Genomic DNA, 17,040 nt, shown 5'->3' on the forward strand with positions numbered 1-17,040 from the left:
CTACTGTGCGAGGGACCAATCGTTTACGGCGAGGGAGACCGAAATGCCCAAGATGAAGACCAAGTCGTCGGTCAAAAAGCGGTTCAAGATCACCGCGACCGGCAAAGTGATGTGCGGCCCGGGCAACAAGCGCCATGGCCTTATCAACCGTCCGCAGAAGATGAAGCGCACCAACCGTGGTCCCCAGACCATGACGGACATGGATGCGAAGACAATCAAGCAGTGGGCGCCCTACGGGCTCTGAGGAGATAAGGTACTATGGCACGTGTCAAGCGGGGCGTAACGTCGCACGCCCGTCACAAGAAGGTTCTCGGGCTCGCCAAGGGCTATCGCGGCCGTTCGTCCACGAACTATCGCATTGCTCTCGAGCGCGTCGAGAAGGCGCTGCGTTATGCGTATCGTGACCGTCGCAACAAGAAGCGTGATTTCCGCGCCCTGTGGATCCAGCGTATCAACGCTGCTGTCCGCGAGCACGGTCTGACCTACAGCCGCTTCATCAACGGTCTGGACAAGGCTGGTATCGAGATCGACCGTAAGGTTCTCGCTGCCATCGCTTTTGACGATAGCGCCGCTTTCGGTGAAATCGTGAAGAAGGCCCAGGCCGCTCTCGGCTGAGCTTTTCCGGCTTGACCCCCTCCTTGGGGTCTGGTGACTGGCGGGCCGTCCTGTTATCAGGACGGCCCGTTTTGTTTTGTGCTGCAGGAGATGGGCGGTATGGCTGACGATCTCGATATACTCAGGAATGACACGCTGGCGGCGCTGGCTGGCGCGCAGGACCGTGCGCAGTGGGACGCGATCCGCGTCGGGACACTGGGTAAATCCGGCGCGCTGACGGGTTTGCTCAAGCAGCTCGGCAAGCTGGAACCTGAGGAGCGCAAGGAGCGCGGTCAGGCGCTGAACCGTCTGCGCGACGAATTGACGGCCGCTGTCGAGGCGCGTGGTCGCGATCTTGAGGAAGAGGCGCTTCAGGCCCGTCTGCGCTCCGAGCGCGTCGATGTGACGATGCCGGCACCTGCGGTTGTGACGGGCACCATCCATCCCATCAGCCGTACCATTGAGGAAATGACGGCGATTTTCGGTGCGATGGGTTTTTCCGTTGCCGAAGGGCCGGATATCGAAAGCCAGTGGCACAATTTTTCGGCGCTCAACACGCCGGACCATCATCCTGCACGGACCGAGCACGACACATTTTATCTGCCGCCGAAGACCGAAGGCGGAGAGCCAAGGGTGCTGCGGACGCAGACATCCGGCGTGCAGATCCGCACGATGCTTGGCTCACAGCCGCCTATCCGTATTATTGCACCCGGCCGGACGTATCGTGCCGATCATGATGCCACGCATTCGCCGATGTTCCATCAGTGCGAAGGTCTGGTGGTGGATCGCAACATCACGCTGGGTCATCTCAAAGGCTGTCTGATCGAGTTTTTGCGCGTCTATTTCGACAAGCCGAACCTGCCGGTTCGTTTTCGCGCTTCCTATTTCCCGTTCACCGAGCCTTCCATGGAGGTCGATATCGGCTGGTCGAAAGCGACGGGCGAGATCGGCGGAGGGTCTGACTGGCTTGAGGTTCTGGGTTCGGGGATGATCCATCCGCGGGTTCTGGCGAATTGCGGACTGGACCCGGCTGAATGGCAGGGCTTTGCGTTCGGAATGGGAATAGAGCGTCTGGCGATGCTGAAGAATGGCATCCCCGATCTGCGCTCTTTCTATGAGAGCGACCTGCGCTGGCTGCGTCATTATGGATTTTCGGCGTTTTCGCCTGCCACGCTGACGGAGGGCGTGTGACATGAAGTTCTCTCTTTCATGGCTGCGTGAACATCTTGATTTTACGGCTTCTGTTGAAGACATCTGCGCCCGGCTGAACGTTATCGGGCTTGAGGTCGAAGGCGTTGAGAATCCTGCCGACCGTCTGGTGGGTTTCCGGACGGCCAAGATTGTCGAAGCGCATCGTCATCCCGATGCGGACCGGCTTCAGGTCTGTCGTGTGGCGGCTGGCGGTGGTTTTGAAGACGTGCAGGTTGTGTGTGGTGCGCCGAATGCACGCGCGGGTCTGCATGTGATTTTCGCTACGCCGGGGACGTATGTTCCGGGTCTCGATATCACCATCAAGAAGGGCAAGATCCGCGGGCAGGACAGCAACGGAATGCTGTGCTCCCTGAAGGAGCTGGGGCTGGGCGAGGAAAGCAACGGGATTGCCGAGCTTTCCGAAGCAGCTCCGATTGGGGAGTCCTATGCTGCCTATGCGGAACTGGACGATCCGGTTATCGAGATCGCGATTACGCCCAATCGTGGCGATGCGCTGAGCATTCGTGGCATTGCGCGGGATCTGGCTGCAGGAGGCATCGGACGTCTCAAACCCTGGCTTACGGAAGCCGTGGAAGGCGATTTTCCATCTCCGCTGGCATGGAAAACCGAGCATCCGGCCTGTCCGTATATCGTTGGGCGCGTTATTCGGAATGTGAAGAACGGGCCGAGCCCGGACTGGCTGCGGCGGCGTTTGGAGGCCGTTGGGGTCAAGCCGATTTCGGCGCTCGTCGATGTAACGAATTACCTTACATATGATCTTGGCCGACCGCTGCATGTCTTTGATCTTGCGAAACTTAAAGGCGATATGCTGACGGTGACGCACGCGGCTCGCGAGACCTTCACCGGCCTTGACGGACGCGAATATGTGCTCGGAACCGAGGACATGGTCATTGTCGATGAAGCCGGGGTGCAGTCGCTTGCCGGGCTGATTGGCGGCGAGAGCAGTGGTGTGGATGAGAACACGACGGATGTGTTCGTGGAATCTGCTTTATTTGATCCGGTGCGGATTGCCCTGACTGGACGTCGTCTGGCCATTCACACCGATGCGCGCCAGCGTTTCGAGCGTGGGATTGATCCGGCACAGGTTCTCAACGGGCTTGAAGCCGCCACGGTCATGATCCGTGATCTGTGTGGCGGTGAAGTCAGCGAAATTATCGAAGCGGGCACTCTGCCAGACTGGAAGCGGACCGCGACGTTGCGTTTCGAGCGCCTGAAGACGTTGGGGGGCGTGGATATCGCGTCTGAAGATGCCGTACGCGCTCTGGAACATCTCGGCTTTGAGGTGACGGAGCAGACGGCGGACGCCGCGACGTTCCTTGTGCCGTCCTGGCGGAATGATATCGCTTCGGGGCAGGTTCTGGCGCAGGCCCCGACGCTGGATGAGGCTATGGCGGCGAAGGCTGCCGATCATGTTCGGGCCATGGAGGCGGAGTGCGATCTTCTTGAAGAAGTGCTGCGTCTTTACGGGCTGGACAATGTCCCGGCGGTTGCATTGCCGCAGGCAACAGTGGTTCCGGCTCCGGCCGTGACGTCTCTTCAGGCCCGTGCGGCTCTGTTGCGGCGGATCTGTGCGGCCCGTGGACTAACCGAGACAGTCGGCTTTTCCTTTGTGGCGCAGGACGATGCTGCACTGTTCGGAGATCTGCCAGAGACCCAGCATCTTCTGAACCCGATCGCCACGGATCTGGATCAGCTCCGCCCGACCCCGCTGGTTAATCTGGCGCGGGCGCTATCCCGTAATCTGGCGCGTGGCCTCGGCGTTTCGGGAGAAGGCGCGCTGTTCGAAGTCGGACCGTGCTTTGATGCCGAGGGGCAGTATCTGCGTCTTGCTGGGCTGCGGGCCGGACAGACAGCGCGTGAGCCGGGTGTGGCGGCGCATGACGCAACCTTGTGGGATGCAAAGGCGGATCTATCGGCGGCTCTGGTGGCGCTTGGTGTGCCGGAAGCGGCGCTGTCCGTGACGGCGGATGCTCCGGGCTTCTATCATCCGGGTCGGTCAGGGCAGGTCCGGCAGGGGCCGAAGACGGTTCTGGGTAGCTTTGGCGAACTGCATCCGCGTGTCGCGCGGGCCTTGGGTCTGAGCGGAACCGTGGTGGCGTTTGAAGTCTATCTGGATCAGGTGCCGCAGCCGAAGGTCAAACGGAAATCCGTGCCTGTCCTGTCGGCGTTGCAGCCTGTGCGGCGTGACTTTGCCTTCGTTGCCGGACCGGATGTCGAAATCCAGGCCGTTCTGAAAGCGGTGCGGATGGCGGATCGCAATCTGGTGCAGGATGTGCGTCTGTTCGATGTGTTCGAAGGCGGCAGTCTGCCGGAAGGGCACCGCTCGCTCGGTGTGGAAGTGGTCTTGCAGCCGCAGAGCGGGAGTCTTACGGATACGCAGCTTGAAGCAGTTTCCAAATCGGTGGAAGCTGCGGTTCTCAAGGCAACAGGGGCAGTACTGCGTCGATGAACTCTCTTCCAGAATCCGGATCTGACGGACAGTCCACGGTGGACCCTTCCCAAAAGACCACGCCCTTGCCCCGGTACGGGCGGGTGATCTGGATTCTGGCAGGCGAGGCGAGCGGAGACGTGATTGGAGCGCGCCTGATGCAGGCGCTTCATGCACAGGACCCGTCGCTGGTTTTTGCTGGCGTTGGCGGGGGACGCATGGAAGCGCTGGGGCTGCACAGCCTGTTTCCCATGAGCGATCTGGCGGTGATGGGGTTTGTCGAGGTTCTGCCCCGCCTGCGGCATCTGTCGCAGCGGCTTCTGGAGGCCGTGCAGGATATCGAACTGCGCAAACCCGATCTTGTCGTGACGATCGACAGTCCGGGTTTTGCCCTGCGGCTGTTGCAGAAGATCGAGCGTTCCGGGATCAAGCGCGTTCATTATGTGGCGCCGCAGGTCTGGGCCTGGCGGGAAAGCCGGGTCAAGGAATTTCCGGGTCTGTGGGACAGGCTTCTTTGCCTGTTGCCTTTCGAGCCTGAATGGTTTGCAAAACGCGGGCTTGAGGGGCGGTTCGTCGGGCATCCGGTGCTCCAGTCCGGTGTTCGGCAGGGTAATGCGCAGCGGTTCAGGCTGAGGCACAATATTCCGCCCCATGCGCCGGTCGTGATTCTGATGCCGGGCAGTCGGCGTTCGGAAGCGCCCCGGCTTCTGCCTGTGTTTCGTAAGATGCTGGATCTTCTGCGGGTGCAGTATCCGGATATTTGTCCTGTGATTCCGGTTGCGCCTGTGATTGCGCCGACGATCCGTCAGTTGATCCGCAAATGGCCGATCCAACCGCATATCGTCACGGACATTCATGACAAGCATGATGCTTTTGCAGCCGCGCAGTGCGCCCTGACCAAGTCAGGGACCTCCACGCTGGAGCTTGCGATGGGCAATGTGCCGATGGCGGTGACGTATCGGGTCAACCCGGTGACGGCGACGATCGCGCGGCGTCTGATCAAAGTGCCGCATGTGGCGATGGTCAATCTGCTGGCAGGGCGGGAAGTTGTGCCGGAACTGCTTCAGGAAGACTGTACGCCAAAGAAACTGGCCGAGATGGTCTCGAAGCTGTTGAGCGATCCGCAGATGGTGGAAAAGCAGCGTATGGCGTTTGCCGACGTGCTTGAGATGCTCGCACCGCCGGTGGGAACGCCCGCAGATGCTGCCGCCGCCGAGATCATGGATCTGCTGAACGAGCCGGTTTCCCGGTCGTCCAGCATCTGAAATCCTAGCGCAGGAAGCCGACGAGGCGTTCGGCTTCCTGAACGATAGGTTCCGAAACACTGTTTGCACGTTCGGCGCCTGCACGCAGGACCGAGAGCAGATGCGCTTCGTCCTGAAGCAGGCGCTGCGTTTCGCTGGCGACCGGGGCCAGACGTTCCACCAGAAGATCTGCGAGAGCGTTCTTGAACGGGCCGAAACCCTGACCGCTGAAACGGGCCAAAATGTCCGCGGGTGTTTCATCCGACATGGCTGCATAGATGGAGACGAGGTTCCGGGCTTCCGGACGTTCGCTCAGACCGTCCATTTCGCTGGGGAGCGGTTCGGAATCGGTCTTGGCGCGGCGGATTTTCAAGGCGATGTCGTCTGCTGTGTCGGTCAGGACGATGCGGCTCTGTTCTGACGGGTCGGACTTGGACATTTTCTTGCTGCCGTCGCGCAGGCTCATGACGCGGGCCGCGGCAGGCGGAATGAAGGCTTCCACTTGCGGGAAGAACTCCACGCCCATGTCGTGATTGAATTTCTGGCCGATATCGTTGGTAAGTTCGATATGCTGGCGCTGGTCTTCGCCGACGGGGACGCGGGTTGCGTGGAAGGCCAGAATGTCAGCGGCCATCAGGTTGGGATAGACATACAGGCCCGCCGAATGGTTCTCGCGGTTCTTGCCAGCCTTGTCCTTGAACTGGGTCATGCGGTTGAGCCAGCCGAGGCGTGAGACGCAGTTGAAAATCCAGCCGAGGCGGGCATGCGCGCTGACGGCGGACTGGTTGTACAGACGTGTGGGTTCGATTCCGGCCGCGAGCAGGCAGGCTGTTGAGCCGAGTGTCTGTTCACGCAGGGTCTGCGGGTCCCAGGGCATCGTGATGGAGTGCAGGTCCACCAGACAGAAGACGCAGTCATGGTCTTCCTGCAGCGTAACCCAGTTGCGGATTGCTCCGAGATAATTGCCCAGATGGGGAATGCCGGTTGGCTGAATGCCGGAAAATACGCGCTGCATGGGTTCTGTCTTCATTTGCTGGGAAAGGGGAAGCGAAAGGCTTCAATGAACGGGGGTTTGCAGGTCCAGCCTCTGGCGTTCCTGCAGGACATCCGCCGCCGACATCGGATGAGCTCGTGCGGCTGCGATGTCAGTGGCAGTGAATTTGGGGGCGTCTGCGGGTATTTCCTGACTTGCGACGAATGTCAGGATGCGGGCGATTTCGTCGTTGGAAAGGCGATGGAAAGAGGGCATGGAGCTGTTGTAATGGCCGTCTCCCGCCGTGATGGGGCCGTTTAGTCCGTAAAGCAGGACATCGACAAGATAGTGATGACCGGCAGGGGACTGGGCAATCGGGCCAACGCGACCGAAGATGGGGGCGACTTCAGAAACCTGACCATGACCGCCATGGTGGCAGGTGCTGCATTCATTAGCGTATTCGCGCGGGGCCTGAGCGCGATTTTCCCAAGCATGACCGACAACGAAGACCGCCACCATGAAAATGGCGAGAAACAGGGGAAGTCGGACGGCTGGGTCAATTCTGATCACAGTGTCGTTGTCGCATTTTCAGAGCCGTTTCAGCAAGTCCGGGGCTTGGCAAATCGGCTGTAATAGGGCTCATGGCGCTATCGGGAGGAGAAACCATGACCGTCAGAGGCCGTCTTGTAGTGTATGTGGGGCCGATGTTTGCTGGGAAATCCGCGCATCTGATTGCCGCAGCGAAAAAGCAGACGGATGTTCTGGCCCTCAAACCCGGCTTTGATACGCGCGATGGTTCCGAACTTGTCAGCCGGGATGGATCTCATCTCGCTGCGATGTCGGTGAACACATGGCCTGCAGATGCGGACCGGTACGGCCATATCGTTCTGGATGAGGGGCAGTTCTGGGTTGCGCCGCATTATCAGGGCGATATCGTTGAAAATATCCGGGATGTTCGGGCGCGTGGCGTGGATGTGACCGTCGGGGGGCTGGATACCGACTACCGGCGCGTTCCGTTCGACGTCATGGAGCGGCTGAGGGAAGAGGCAGACGACGTTATTGTCCTGAAGGCGCGCTGTCATGTCTGTGGCGCGCCTGCCGCTTGGACCGCGAAAACCCATGACACCGGCCATCTGCTGGAGACGGGCGATCAGGAACTTTATGAAGCGCGCTGCGAGGCGCACTGGACCCTGCCGAAACGGCCCTGAAGGCGGCTCCGGCAGAGATGACGGCTGTTACTGCTGGCCGCCGCCGCCGTTATTGACGCCCAGAAGGCGGATCTTGAAAATCAGCGGACTGTTGGGCGGGATGATGCCCATGGAGCGCTTGCCGTAGCCGAGGTTTGGCGGCAGGTAGAGCATCCATTCATCGCCCACATGCATCATGGGAAGGGCTTCAAGCCAGCCCTGCACAAGGCCGTCGAGCGGCATTTCCATGTAGGCGCCGTTGCCGTGCTGGTCGGAGCTGTCAAAAATGCCGCCATCTGGAAGGCGACCCTCGTAGATGACCATGATGGTGGAGCCGTGATGGGGGCTGTCACCATCTTTCGGGCCTGACTGGAGAACCTTGTAGGCCAGGCCGTCCGGCAGGGTCTTGACGCCGGGCTGGGCATGGATTTTTGCCATGAACTGCGCCGGTGTCAGGTCGGAATCATCCACCGGCTTGGGAGCGCCCGAGCAGCCCGCAAGGGCAAAGGCGCCACACAGGGCGAAAGCGGATGTAAGACGGATCAGACTGGTCATGGTTTCCCGGGGAGTCAGTTGAGAAGTCAGAGCGTACCGCCGCGACGGCCGATCTGACCGCCGAGCCGCAGACGCAGGGCGTTGAGCTTGATGAAGCCCTGCGCATCCTGCTGATTATAGGCGCCTTCGTCGTCCTCGAAAGTCACGACGCGGGTATCGTACAGGCTGTTCGGGCTCTCACGGCCAACGCAGGTCACATTGCCCTTGTACAGGCGCATGCGGACACGGCCGGTCACGGAATGCTGGCTGGTGTCGATGAGGGCCTGAAGCATCCGGCGCTCGGGCGAGAACCAGAAGCCGTTATAGATGATTTCGGCATAGCGCGGCATGATGCTGTCCTTGAGATGGGCAGCTTCGCGGTCGAGCGTGATGCTTTCGATGGAGCGATGCGCAGCCAGCAGGATCGTGCCACCCGGCGTTTCGTAGATGCCGCGGGACTTCATGCCGACGAAACGGTTTTCCACGATGTCGAGACGACCGATGCCGTTGTCGCGGCCCAGTTCGTTCAGGCGGGTCAGCAGGGTGGCCGGAGTCATTTCAACGCCGTTGATTGCGACCGGGTCACCGCTGACGAAGTCGATGGCGATTTCGGTTGCGACGTCAGGAGCAGCTTCCGGCGAGATCGTGCGCTGGAAGACGATTTCTTCGGCTGCGATCGACGGATCTTCGAGCAGCTTGCCTTCGGAAGACGAGTGCAGAAGATTGGCGTCCACGGAGAACGGGGCTTCGCCGCGCTTGTCCTTTGTGACGGGGATCTGGTTCTCCTCGGCGAAAGCAAGGAGCTTCGTGCGGGACGTCAGGTCCCATTCGCGCCAGGGTGCGATGACCTTCACGTCCGGCTTGAGCGAATAATAGCCAAGTTCGAAACGGACCTGATCGTTGCCCTTGCCGGTCGCACCATGCGCCACGGCGTCTGCACCGACGGCTTCGGCAATCTCGATTTGGCGCTGTGCAATCAGCGGACGGGCGATGGACGTGCCCAGCAGGTACTGGCCTTCATAGAGCGTGTTGGCCCGGAACATCGGGAACACGAAATCCTTGACGAAGGTTTCGCGCAGATCCTCGACGAAGATTTCCTTGACGCCGAACATCTCGGCCTTCTTGCGGGCCGGCTCCAGCTCTTCACCCTGTCCGAGATCGGCAGTGAAGGTGACGACCTCGCAGTTATAGGTTTTCTGAAGCCAGCGAAGGATAACCGAAGTGTCCAGGCCGCCAGAATAGGCGAGCACAACTTTCTTGACGTCCTGGTGGGCACTCATAACGGTGTGGTCCTTGGTGTGTTTCGTTTGAGGAGCGTTTCTAGCAGTTCAGCCGACAGAGGGAAACCGGGCGCGTGTCAGGTATCCGATGCGGCTGTACGGCGCTGGCGTTCGCTTTCGGTTTTCAACTGACCGCAGGCTGCGAGGATGTCCTGCCCACGGGCTGCCCTGACGGGGGAGGCGAACCCTGCGTCCATCACGATATTGGCGAATTTGGCGATCTGGGCGCGGCTGGACGGCTGGAAGTCCGAGCCGGGCCAGGGATTGAATGGGATCAGGTTCACCTTGGCCGGCAAATCGCGGATCAGGCGCACCAGTTCGCGGGCATCGGCTTCGCTGTCGTTCACGCCGCGGAGCATGATGTATTCGAAGGTAATGCGCCGCGCGTTGGACGCAGCCGGATAGCGGCGGCAGGCGGCGATCAGCTCTTCGATCGGGTATTTGCGGTTCAGCGGAACAATCTGATCGCGCAGTTCGTTCGTCACGGCGTGCAGGGAAATGGCCAGATTGATGCCAAGTTCTTCGCCACAGCGATCCATCATGGGAACGACACCCGAAGTCGAAAGCGTGATGCGGCGGCGGGAGAGGGCGATGCCTTCACCATCCATGATGATCCGCATGGCTTTTGCGACATTTTCGTAATTATAGAGCGGCTCACCCATGCCCATCAGCACGATCGTGGACAGGTAGCGTGGCATATCCGCGCTGGGGCTGGGCCATTCGCCATAGCTGTCCCGGGCGGCCATGAACTGACCGACGATTTCGGCAGGGCCGAGATTACGGACAAGCTTCTGGGTGCCGGTGTGGCAGAAGGTGCAGGATAGGGTGCAGCCGACCTGCGAGGAAATGCAGACAGCACCTCGGTCTTCCCGACGATCCGGAATATAGACGGTTTCGGCTTCCTGACCGTCGCGGAAGCGGAAGAGGAACTTGCGCGTTTCGTCTACGGAGGTCTGTTCGGTTGCGGTCTCGGGGCGGCTGACGACGAAATGTTCGGCGAGTTTGGCCTGCATCGGCTTGGCGATGGTGGTCATGGCCGAGAAATCGGTCGCACCCTGATGGTAAATCCAATGCCAGAGCTGCTTGGCGCGGAATGGCTTCTCGCCGATATCCGTCATGAGCGCGGCCAGCTCTTCGCGCGACAGGCCCACCAGATCGCGTCGCCCGTCTGCGAGACGCGCCTCGGGCGGTGCGAAGAGAGCGGATTTCGCATGAATGCGCTCGCGCTCGGCGGCGTTCAGGTCGTCGGAGGCGACGGAATTGATTCGGGGGCGGATGTCGGGATGGATTGCGGCTGTCATGACGGCGGAGCCATAGCACGGAGAAGACCCGCAGTTCCAAAGGAAAAGCGCGGTCTTTCCGGGAAAACCGTTTTGGAAAACTATTCCGTGTCTGGCTGGGCCGGAGCAGTTTTTCTGGCAGCGATCAGGAACTCGCGGTTGCCTTCGGGGCCGGTGATGGGGCTCGCTTCGATTCCGAGAACGTCCCAGCCGGGGAGGGCTGCGAACCATTCCCGGATTTCTTCGCAGACACGTTCATGAACCGCAGGGTCGCGGACGACGCCTTTCGCACCAACCTCGCCGCGTCCCGCTTCGAACTGCGGCTTGATGAGGGCTACGGCCCAGGCATCCGGGGTCGTGAGTTCAAGGGCTGCGGGTAGGACAGTGCGCAGGCCGATGAAGCTCGCGTCGCAAACGACGATTCCAGCGGGCTCGGGGATCTGTTCGACCGTCAGGGCGCGGGCATTCGTCTTTTCCATGACGACGACCCGCTCGTCCGAACGGATTTTCCAGGCGAGCTGACCATGTCCAACGTCCACGGCATAGACCTTTTCGGCACCGTGGGTCAGGAGGACGTCTGTGAAGCCTCCGGTCGAGGCGCCGACGTCAATGGCGATACGGCCTTTCGGGTCCAGTCCGAAATGTTCAATGGCGTGAATCAGCTTGAGCCCGCCGCGCGAGACCCAGGGATGGTCCTGCCCTTTGAGGGCGAGGGGGGCATCCTCGGGAAGCTGGTCGCCAGCCTTCGCGATCCGGCGGTCGCTGGTATAGACGAGGCCAGCCATGATCAGGGCCTGTGCCCGCGTCCGGCTTTCGACCAGCCCCCTGTCAACAAGGAGCTGGTCGGCGCGGCGTTTGGCCATCAGTCGCTCAGGCGGACTGCTGGGCGACGTCCACGCCCAGAGCCGTGGCTGCGACATGCACGATGTTCGGCGCGGTCAGGCCGGCTTCTTCGTACTGGGCGTCCTGCGTGTTGTGGTCGATGTAACGATCCGGCAGGGCAAGCGGGCGGAACTTGACCTTGTCCAGCAGGCCGGTCTCGGCAAGGTGCTGCACGACGAGGCTGCTGAAGCCGCCAATGGCCCCTTCTTCAAGCGTGATGAAGACTTCATGCTGGTTGGCCAGATCTTCGACAAGAGCCTTGTCGATCGGCTTGGCGAAACGGGCATCGGCGACCGTAACGGGCACGCCCTGTGCGGCCAGCTGATCTGCGGCGCGCAGGGATTCATGCAGGCGCGGACCAAGCGACAGGATGGCGACGCCACCGCGGGCGTTCGGAGCGCGGCGGGCTTCGCGGACGATGCGGCCCTTGCCGATTTCCAGAACTTCGCCCTTTTCAGGCAGATCAAGCCCGATACCGTTGCCGCGCGGGTAGCGGAAGGCGATCGGACCGGCGTCATATTCACAGGCCGTCGCCGTAGCGTGCAGTAGTTCGATCTCGTCGCAGGGTGCCATCACGACCATGTTCGGCAGGCAGCACAGATAGTTGAGGTCGAAAGAACCGGCATGGGTGGCGCCATCGGCACCGACCAGACCAGCGCGGTCGATGGCGAAACGAACCGGAAGGTTCTGGAGCGCGACGTCATGCACGACCTGATCGTAGGCGCGCTGCAGGAAAGTCGAATAGATCGCGCAGAACGGGCGCAGACCTTCGGATGCGATACCGGCTGCGAAAGTGACGGCGTGCTGTTCGGCAATGCCGACGTCGAAGAAGCGGTCCGGATAGGCCTTGGCAAACGCGCTCAGACCTGTGCCAGACGGCATGGCCGCCGTGATCGTGACGAGCTTGTCGTCGGTCTTGGCGCGGCGCATCAGTTCGCGGCTGAAGATGGACGTGTAGCTCGGCGGACCGGCCGGAGCCTTCTTCTGCTCACCCGTGACGACGTTGAACTTGCTGACAGCGTGATACTTGTCACCGGCGGCTTCAGCGGGTTTGTAGCCGCGGCCCTTTTCGGTGATGATGTGCAGCAGGATCGGACCCTGATCGTCGGCATCGCGCAGATTGCGCAGGATCGGCACGAGCTGGCTCATGTCATGTCCGTTGACCGGGCCGACATAATAGAAGCCGAGCTCTTCAAACAGCGTGCCACCGGTGATCAGGCCGCGGGCATATTCTTCGGCGCGCTTGGCGGTGCGCTCGATCTTGCCCGGAAGGCGCTTCGCGACCTTGCCGGCGAGATCGCGCAGGCTGAAGAACTGGCGCGAAGACATCAGGCGCGACAGGTAGTCAGACATTGAGCCGACCGGGGGGGCGATCGACATTTCGTTGTCGTTCAGCACCACGATCAGGCGGTTTGCGCCGGGGCCTGCGACTGCGGCGTTGTTCATGGCTTCATAGGCCATGCCAGCCGAAATCGAGCCGTCGCCGATGACGGCGATGACGTTGCGTTCGTGATAGCTCGGGTCTTCTTCCGCGCGCAGGTGATGCGCGACGGCCATGCCGAGGCCCGCCGAGATGGACGTGGACGAATGTGCTGCGCCGAACGGGTCGTATTCGCTTTCCGAACGACGGGTGAAGCCGGACAGGCCCTCGGGCTGGCGCAGGGTGCGGATCCGGTCGCGGCGGCCGGTCAGGATCTTGTGCGGATAAGCCTGATGGCCGACATCCCAGATGATGCGGTCGTCCGGTGTGTTGAAGACGGCGTGCAGGGCAACGGTCAGTTCGACCACGCCGAGAGAGGCGCCGAGATGGCCGCCCGTGGTGGAGACGGCGTCAACGGTTTCCGAGCGCAGTTCGTCGGCAAGCTGCTTGAGCTGATCGACGGACAGGTTCCGCATGTCGGCAGGGAAGCGGACGCGATCCAGTTCGGGATAGCGGCCATAGGTAGGAATCGTAGAGGAATTCTTGCTCATGGGATCAGTTCCTGCGCTCGACGACATAATCTGCCAGTGCCCTGAGGGCGTCGGCCTGTGCACCGAAAGATGAAAGAGCCTCCCGGGCCCGGTCGCTCAGGCGACGGGCTTCGGCGCGGGCACCGTCGATGCCAAGCAGGGAGACATAGGTTGATTTGCCGCTGGCTTCGTCCTTGCCAGCGGTTTTGCCGAGTTCCTCGGCGGTAGCGGTAGAATCCAGAACGTCATCGGCGACCTGAAACGCGGTGCCCAGATCGCGGCCATAGGCGACGATGGCAGCGCGGCGTTCATCGTCCACATCAGCCAGAATGGCGCCGGATTCTGCGGCATAGCGGATGAGGGCGCCGGTTTTCAGGGCGTGCAGACGACGGACCTGATCCAGCGGCAGGGCGCGGCCTTCGCCGCGGATATCGATGACCTGACCGCCGACCATGCCAGCCGATCCAGAGGCCTGCGCGAGGGCGAGGGCCAGATTGGCGCGGACGGCCGGGTTGGGGCTGGTTTCGGGTTCGACGAGAATTTCGAAAGCACGGGTTTGCAGAGCATCGCCTGCCAGAATCGCGATCGCTTCGTCGAACTGCTTGTGCGTGGACGGCTGACCGCGTCGCAGGTCGTCGTCGTCCATGGACGGCAGGTCGTCATGGACCAGAGAATAGGCGTGCAGCAGTTCGACCGAGGCGGCAACGCGCAGGGCGGCTTCGCGGTCTGCGCCAAACAGTGTCGCCACTTCGACGGCCAGAAAACCGCGCAGACGCTTGCCGCCGCCAAGGGCGGCATAACGCATGGCGTCCAGAAGAACGGACTCGTCTCCCGGAACCATAGGCAGAAGGGCGTCGATTGTGCTTTCGATTTCGGCACAGGCGCGGGAAAGCGCGTCTTTCAGGGAAACAGACGGGGTAGGGGCATTCATCGGCCGGAGTCTCCGGTATCGGCAAGAGGCTCCGTGCCTGTCGTGCCGTCATCGTTCTGCACGATGGCACGCACACGCATCTCGGCCTCTCCCAGCTTCGCATCGCAATGTCTGCGCAGGGCAGCACCGCGTTCATAGGCGGAAATAGCGTCCTCGAGCTTCATCTGACCGCCTTCAAGGCCACGGACGATCCTCTCCAGTTCGGACAGGGCATCCTCAAAAGACAGGGCATCCATGGGGGCATCAATGGGTTCGGGCATGAAAAGCCTCAAGGCACACTTTGGAACAAGGTAGCGAGGGGATTACAGGCAGAAGACAGTTTTTGCCAGCCCCGCACACGGGAACGCTGGAGTTTCCTCAGGAGGGTGACGTTTCTGCACGTCGCCGGATCACGAAGGAAAGCATGCCTGCGGTTTCCGTGAACGCAATGAGCGCATGGCCGGTTTCGCGGCAATAGGACTGGAAATCCGCCACTGAGGCCCGGTCGGTGGCGAGGATGCGCAGCTTCGCACCCGGGGCCATGTCACGCAGGGCGCGATTGGCTTTGAGGACGGGCATGGGGCAGGCCAGACCACGCAGATCGAGAAGTGTTTCTGTCGGAAGAACAGTCATGGGACGCGATTATGCGCCTATCTCCGAAGGGGGCCAAGTCGGCTTTTGGTGCGCTTGCCTGAAGGTTTCAGGTTTTCATTGATAAATCAGGTGCTTGTTTCTATATTAATGGCTTAATGCCACAAAAGCGTTCCTTCCGGGGAGCGCTTTTTTTATTTGGGGGACGGCATGTCGGACGGGGAAGGCCAGGTAGTCAGTCTGGCTGATGGAAATGAGAGACGCGCCTATACGCTGCGGATGCTTGAGGACCGGGTTCTGCGGCTGGAGACGATCGCGGGGGGGCTTTCGGATCGATATGAGGAACTGCGGACCGAGATGCGGCAGGAAATCTCGTCGCTGCGGGATCAGATGAAATTGCTGGAGACGAAGGTTGATGAGGGGAATCGTGTGGTCAACGGAAAGCTGGACCGGCTGATCGGGGGGCGGGCGGTCATTACGGGGATCATCACACTGGTCACATCCATTCTGGGGACGGGCATGGTGCATGTTGCTCTGTCTCTGACCACGAAGTGAGGAGGGGCTATGAGTGGAATTGATGCAGGCCAGCTCAAGCATCTGGTGGTCGCTCCCGCACTGGCGGCGCTCGGGCTGGATGGGGACGTTGCGGTCAATCTGGTGACGGGCACGGCCCTTGCGGAAAGTCGGGGGACATATGTCCGGCAGATTGGTGGGGGCCCGGCTCTGGGTTTGTGGCAGATGGAGCCCGCAACGCATGACGACTGCTGGGTCAACTTTCTGTGTTATCCGGCAGGCAGGAGGTTCGAGCGGATTCTGGAGGGGATGCTTTCGCAGGATCTGCCCAAAAGCGCGCAGCTTGTCTCCAATTTGAGATATGCATCGGCAATGGCCCGCATCCGGTATTACCGGACGCCGGTCTCCCTGCCGTCGTCGAGCGATCCGGCCGTTCTGAGCCGTTTTCACAAGCAGTATTACAACACGGCTGCAGGGGCGGCTGACCCTGTGGCCAACATCCCGTTTTTCCGTCAGGCGGTTATGGTCTGAAGAGAGTGGGAGCGGTGTCGGGGAATGTATGCATCACGCTCCCGACACCGCACGACTGTTTAAACCGGTTTAATATGACCGAATAGTGGCAGATGATGCCGGAAAATGCGCCGTTTGAGGTTCAGGGTGTAGAAAGTGGCAGCGTTCGCGCAGACAGGTCGCCTTTGAACGTCGTGCTGCCTGTATGAGTCAGCGACAGACCGCGGTGGAGGGCGACCTTTCCTCCGATTGTGATCCAGCGGCGGCAGAAGGCGAAATCTTCGGAAAGATAGGTCCGGGTTTCCGGGTCGATCAGACAGTCGAACAGGGCATAGGCGTCTGACGAGGGTGCTTGCGAAGTCTGGCCTTCGGACTTCGCGTCGATGCGGCTGTAACGGGTTTCGGGATAGTGGGCGATCATGTCGAGGAGCATCTGACGGGTCATGAGCATGAATCCGGTTCCGATATAGGAGACGTTCGCGATTTCGCCCGGTGCGCTGTCATCGTGCAGGGCGGCGCAGTCTCCGACATAGCGTAGGCTGGCTGTTCTGGGCTCTTCGCCAGCGGCAATGAAACGATCCGTATCGTGGTCCCAGTAATGGGATTTCAGGGGGTAGGCCCCTCCGATCAGAGGGCGGTCTGCATCCAGCAGGGCGAGAATGTCGGTTATGGAAAAGCCGATATCGCTGTCGATGAAAAGAAGATGGGTGGCATCGGTCATGGTCACGAACTGATGCAGAAGCGTGTTTCTGGCCCGCGTGATGAGGGCGTCACTGCCGATTGTGGACAGGGTGAGTTGCAGATTATGGGCCGGTGCTGTGGCCATGCAGCCGATGAGGGACTGCATGTAATTCAGTGTGATGGTGCCACCGAAGCAGGGCGTGGCGATGAAGATGTGGCGCGGACTGGGGGGGCAGGAAGTCATGCGAGGCAGCCTGCCCTGAAGCTATGA

19 protein-coding genes are annotated in these 17,040 nt (G+C 60.9%); 8 read left to right on the forward strand and 11 right to left on the reverse strand.

What is annotated here, in order from left to right:
* The first annotated feature begins 43 nt into the window (after positions 1-43).
* The 5 genes from rpmI to lpxB all read left to right on the forward strand — a co-directional run bounded on the left by rpmI (position 44) and on the right by lpxB (position 5,499).
* On the forward strand, positions 44-244 hold the full coding sequence (gene rpmI / locus HKD28_RS09175) for a 50S ribosomal protein L35 (RefSeq protein ID WP_046901279.1): 201 nt from the start codon (positions 44-46) through the stop codon (positions 242-244).
* A gap of 14 nt (positions 245-258) precedes the next feature.
* Positions 259-615 carry a 50S ribosomal protein L20 gene (rplT, locus tag HKD28_RS09180; protein ID WP_062033041.1) on the forward strand — a complete coding sequence of 119 codons (357 nt, stop codon included), beginning with the start codon at positions 259-261 and terminating at the stop codon, positions 613-615.
* Positions 616-714: 99 nt separating this feature from the next.
* Entirely contained in the window at positions 715-1,785 is a 1,071-nt protein-coding gene (gene pheS / locus HKD28_RS09185; RefSeq protein ID WP_099286963.1) for a phenylalanine--tRNA ligase subunit alpha, read from the forward strand.
* A 1-nt stretch (position 1,786) separates the two neighbouring features.
* A complete protein-coding gene (gene pheT / locus HKD28_RS09190; protein WP_194267995.1) occupies positions 1,787-4,255 on the forward strand; it encodes a phenylalanine--tRNA ligase subunit beta in 2,469 nt (822 codons plus the stop codon).
* Positions 4,252-5,499 carry a lipid-A-disaccharide synthase gene (lpxB, locus tag HKD28_RS09195; RefSeq protein WP_194267996.1) on the forward strand — a complete coding sequence of 416 codons (1,248 nt, stop codon included), beginning with the start codon at positions 4,252-4,254 and terminating at the stop codon, positions 5,497-5,499. The genes pheT and lpxB overlap by 4 nt, the downstream gene beginning before the upstream one ends.
* 4 nt (positions 5,500-5,503) lie before the next feature.
* On the opposite strand, the gene trpS is transcribed toward lpxB, so the two are convergent.
* Both trpS and HKD28_RS09205 read right to left on the reverse strand, forming a co-directional pair.
* Positions 5,504-6,493, reverse strand: a complete 990-nt coding sequence (trpS, locus tag HKD28_RS09200) for a tryptophan--tRNA ligase (RefSeq protein WP_194267997.1) — start codon at positions 6,491-6,493, stop codon at positions 5,504-5,506.
* A gap of 42 nt (positions 6,494-6,535) precedes the next feature.
* Positions 6,536-7,021, reverse strand: coding sequence for a c-type cytochrome (locus HKD28_RS09205; protein WP_328749773.1), 486 nt, complete (start codon positions 7,019-7,021; stop codon positions 6,536-6,538).
* Between the two features lie 95 nt (positions 7,022-7,116).
* Between HKD28_RS09205 and HKD28_RS09210 the strand changes: the two genes are divergently transcribed.
* On the forward strand, positions 7,117-7,659 hold the full coding sequence (locus HKD28_RS09210) for a thymidine kinase (protein WP_194267998.1): 543 nt from the start codon (positions 7,117-7,119) through the stop codon (positions 7,657-7,659).
* Positions 7,660-7,686: 27 nt separating this feature from the next.
* Here the strand turns inward: HKD28_RS09210 and HKD28_RS09215 are convergent, their stop codons facing one another.
* From HKD28_RS09215 to HKD28_RS09250, 8 genes are all read right to left on the reverse strand, one after another.
* The gene (locus tag HKD28_RS09215; RefSeq protein WP_099286833.1) at positions 7,687-8,193 is read right to left on the reverse strand and encodes an FKBP-type peptidyl-prolyl cis-trans isomerase; all 507 of its coding nucleotides are present in this window, start codon (positions 8,191-8,193) and stop codon (positions 7,687-7,689) included.
* A gap of 26 nt (positions 8,194-8,219) precedes the next feature.
* Complete coding sequence (locus HKD28_RS09220) at positions 8,220-9,452, reverse strand: argininosuccinate synthase (protein ID WP_099286832.1); 1,233 nt, start codon at positions 9,450-9,452, stop codon at positions 8,220-8,222.
* A gap of 77 nt (positions 9,453-9,529) precedes the next feature.
* The gene (rlmN, locus tag HKD28_RS09225; protein ID WP_194267999.1) at positions 9,530-10,753 is read right to left on the reverse strand and encodes a 23S rRNA (adenine(2503)-C(2))-methyltransferase RlmN; all 1,224 of its coding nucleotides are present in this window, start codon (positions 10,751-10,753) and stop codon (positions 9,530-9,532) included.
* 80 nt (positions 10,754-10,833) lie between these two features.
* Positions 10,834-11,595, reverse strand: a complete 762-nt coding sequence (locus tag HKD28_RS09230; protein WP_194268000.1) for a TlyA family RNA methyltransferase — start codon at positions 11,593-11,595, stop codon at positions 10,834-10,836.
* A gap of 7 nt (positions 11,596-11,602) precedes the next feature.
* Entirely contained in the window at positions 11,603-13,585 is a 1,983-nt protein-coding gene (dxs, locus tag HKD28_RS09235; RefSeq protein WP_194268001.1) for a 1-deoxy-D-xylulose-5-phosphate synthase, read from the reverse strand.
* A gap of 4 nt (positions 13,586-13,589) precedes the next feature.
* Positions 13,590-14,495: a polyprenyl synthetase family protein gene (locus HKD28_RS09240; protein ID WP_194268002.1), complete on the reverse strand. Its 906-nt coding sequence runs from the start codon at positions 14,493-14,495 to the stop codon at positions 13,590-13,592.
* Positions 14,492-14,755 carry an exodeoxyribonuclease VII small subunit gene (locus HKD28_RS09245; RefSeq protein WP_099286827.1) on the reverse strand — a complete coding sequence of 88 codons (264 nt, stop codon included), beginning with the start codon at positions 14,753-14,755 and terminating at the stop codon, positions 14,492-14,494. Before HKD28_RS09245 ends, HKD28_RS09240 begins: the two co-directional genes overlap by 4 nt.
* 97 nt (positions 14,756-14,852) lie before the next feature.
* Complete coding sequence (locus HKD28_RS09250; RefSeq protein ID WP_194262381.1) at positions 14,853-15,107, reverse strand: sulfurtransferase TusA family protein; 255 nt, start codon at positions 15,105-15,107, stop codon at positions 14,853-14,855.
* Positions 15,108-15,275: 168 nt separating this feature from the next.
* Between HKD28_RS09250 and HKD28_RS09255 the strand changes: the two genes are divergently transcribed.
* The gene (locus HKD28_RS09255; RefSeq protein WP_099286825.1) at positions 15,276-15,620 is read left to right on the forward strand and encodes a hypothetical protein; all 345 of its coding nucleotides are present in this window, start codon (positions 15,276-15,278) and stop codon (positions 15,618-15,620) included.
* A 9-nt stretch (positions 15,621-15,629) separates the two neighbouring features.
* Positions 15,630-16,109: a hypothetical protein gene (locus HKD28_RS09260; RefSeq protein WP_194262382.1), complete on the forward strand. Its 480-nt coding sequence runs from the start codon at positions 15,630-15,632 to the stop codon at positions 16,107-16,109.
* Positions 16,110-16,230: 121 nt separating this feature from the next.
* Here the strand turns inward: HKD28_RS09260 and HKD28_RS09265 are convergent, their stop codons facing one another.
* On the reverse strand, positions 16,231-17,013 hold the full coding sequence (locus HKD28_RS09265) for a hypothetical protein (RefSeq protein ID WP_194262383.1): 783 nt from the start codon (positions 17,011-17,013) through the stop codon (positions 16,231-16,233).
* Positions 17,014-17,040 lie beyond the last annotated feature (27 nt).

The sequence above is a fragment of the Gluconobacter cadivus genome, assembly GCF_015244745.1.
GTDB lineage: Bacteria > Pseudomonadota > Alphaproteobacteria > Acetobacterales > Acetobacteraceae > Gluconobacter > Gluconobacter cadivus.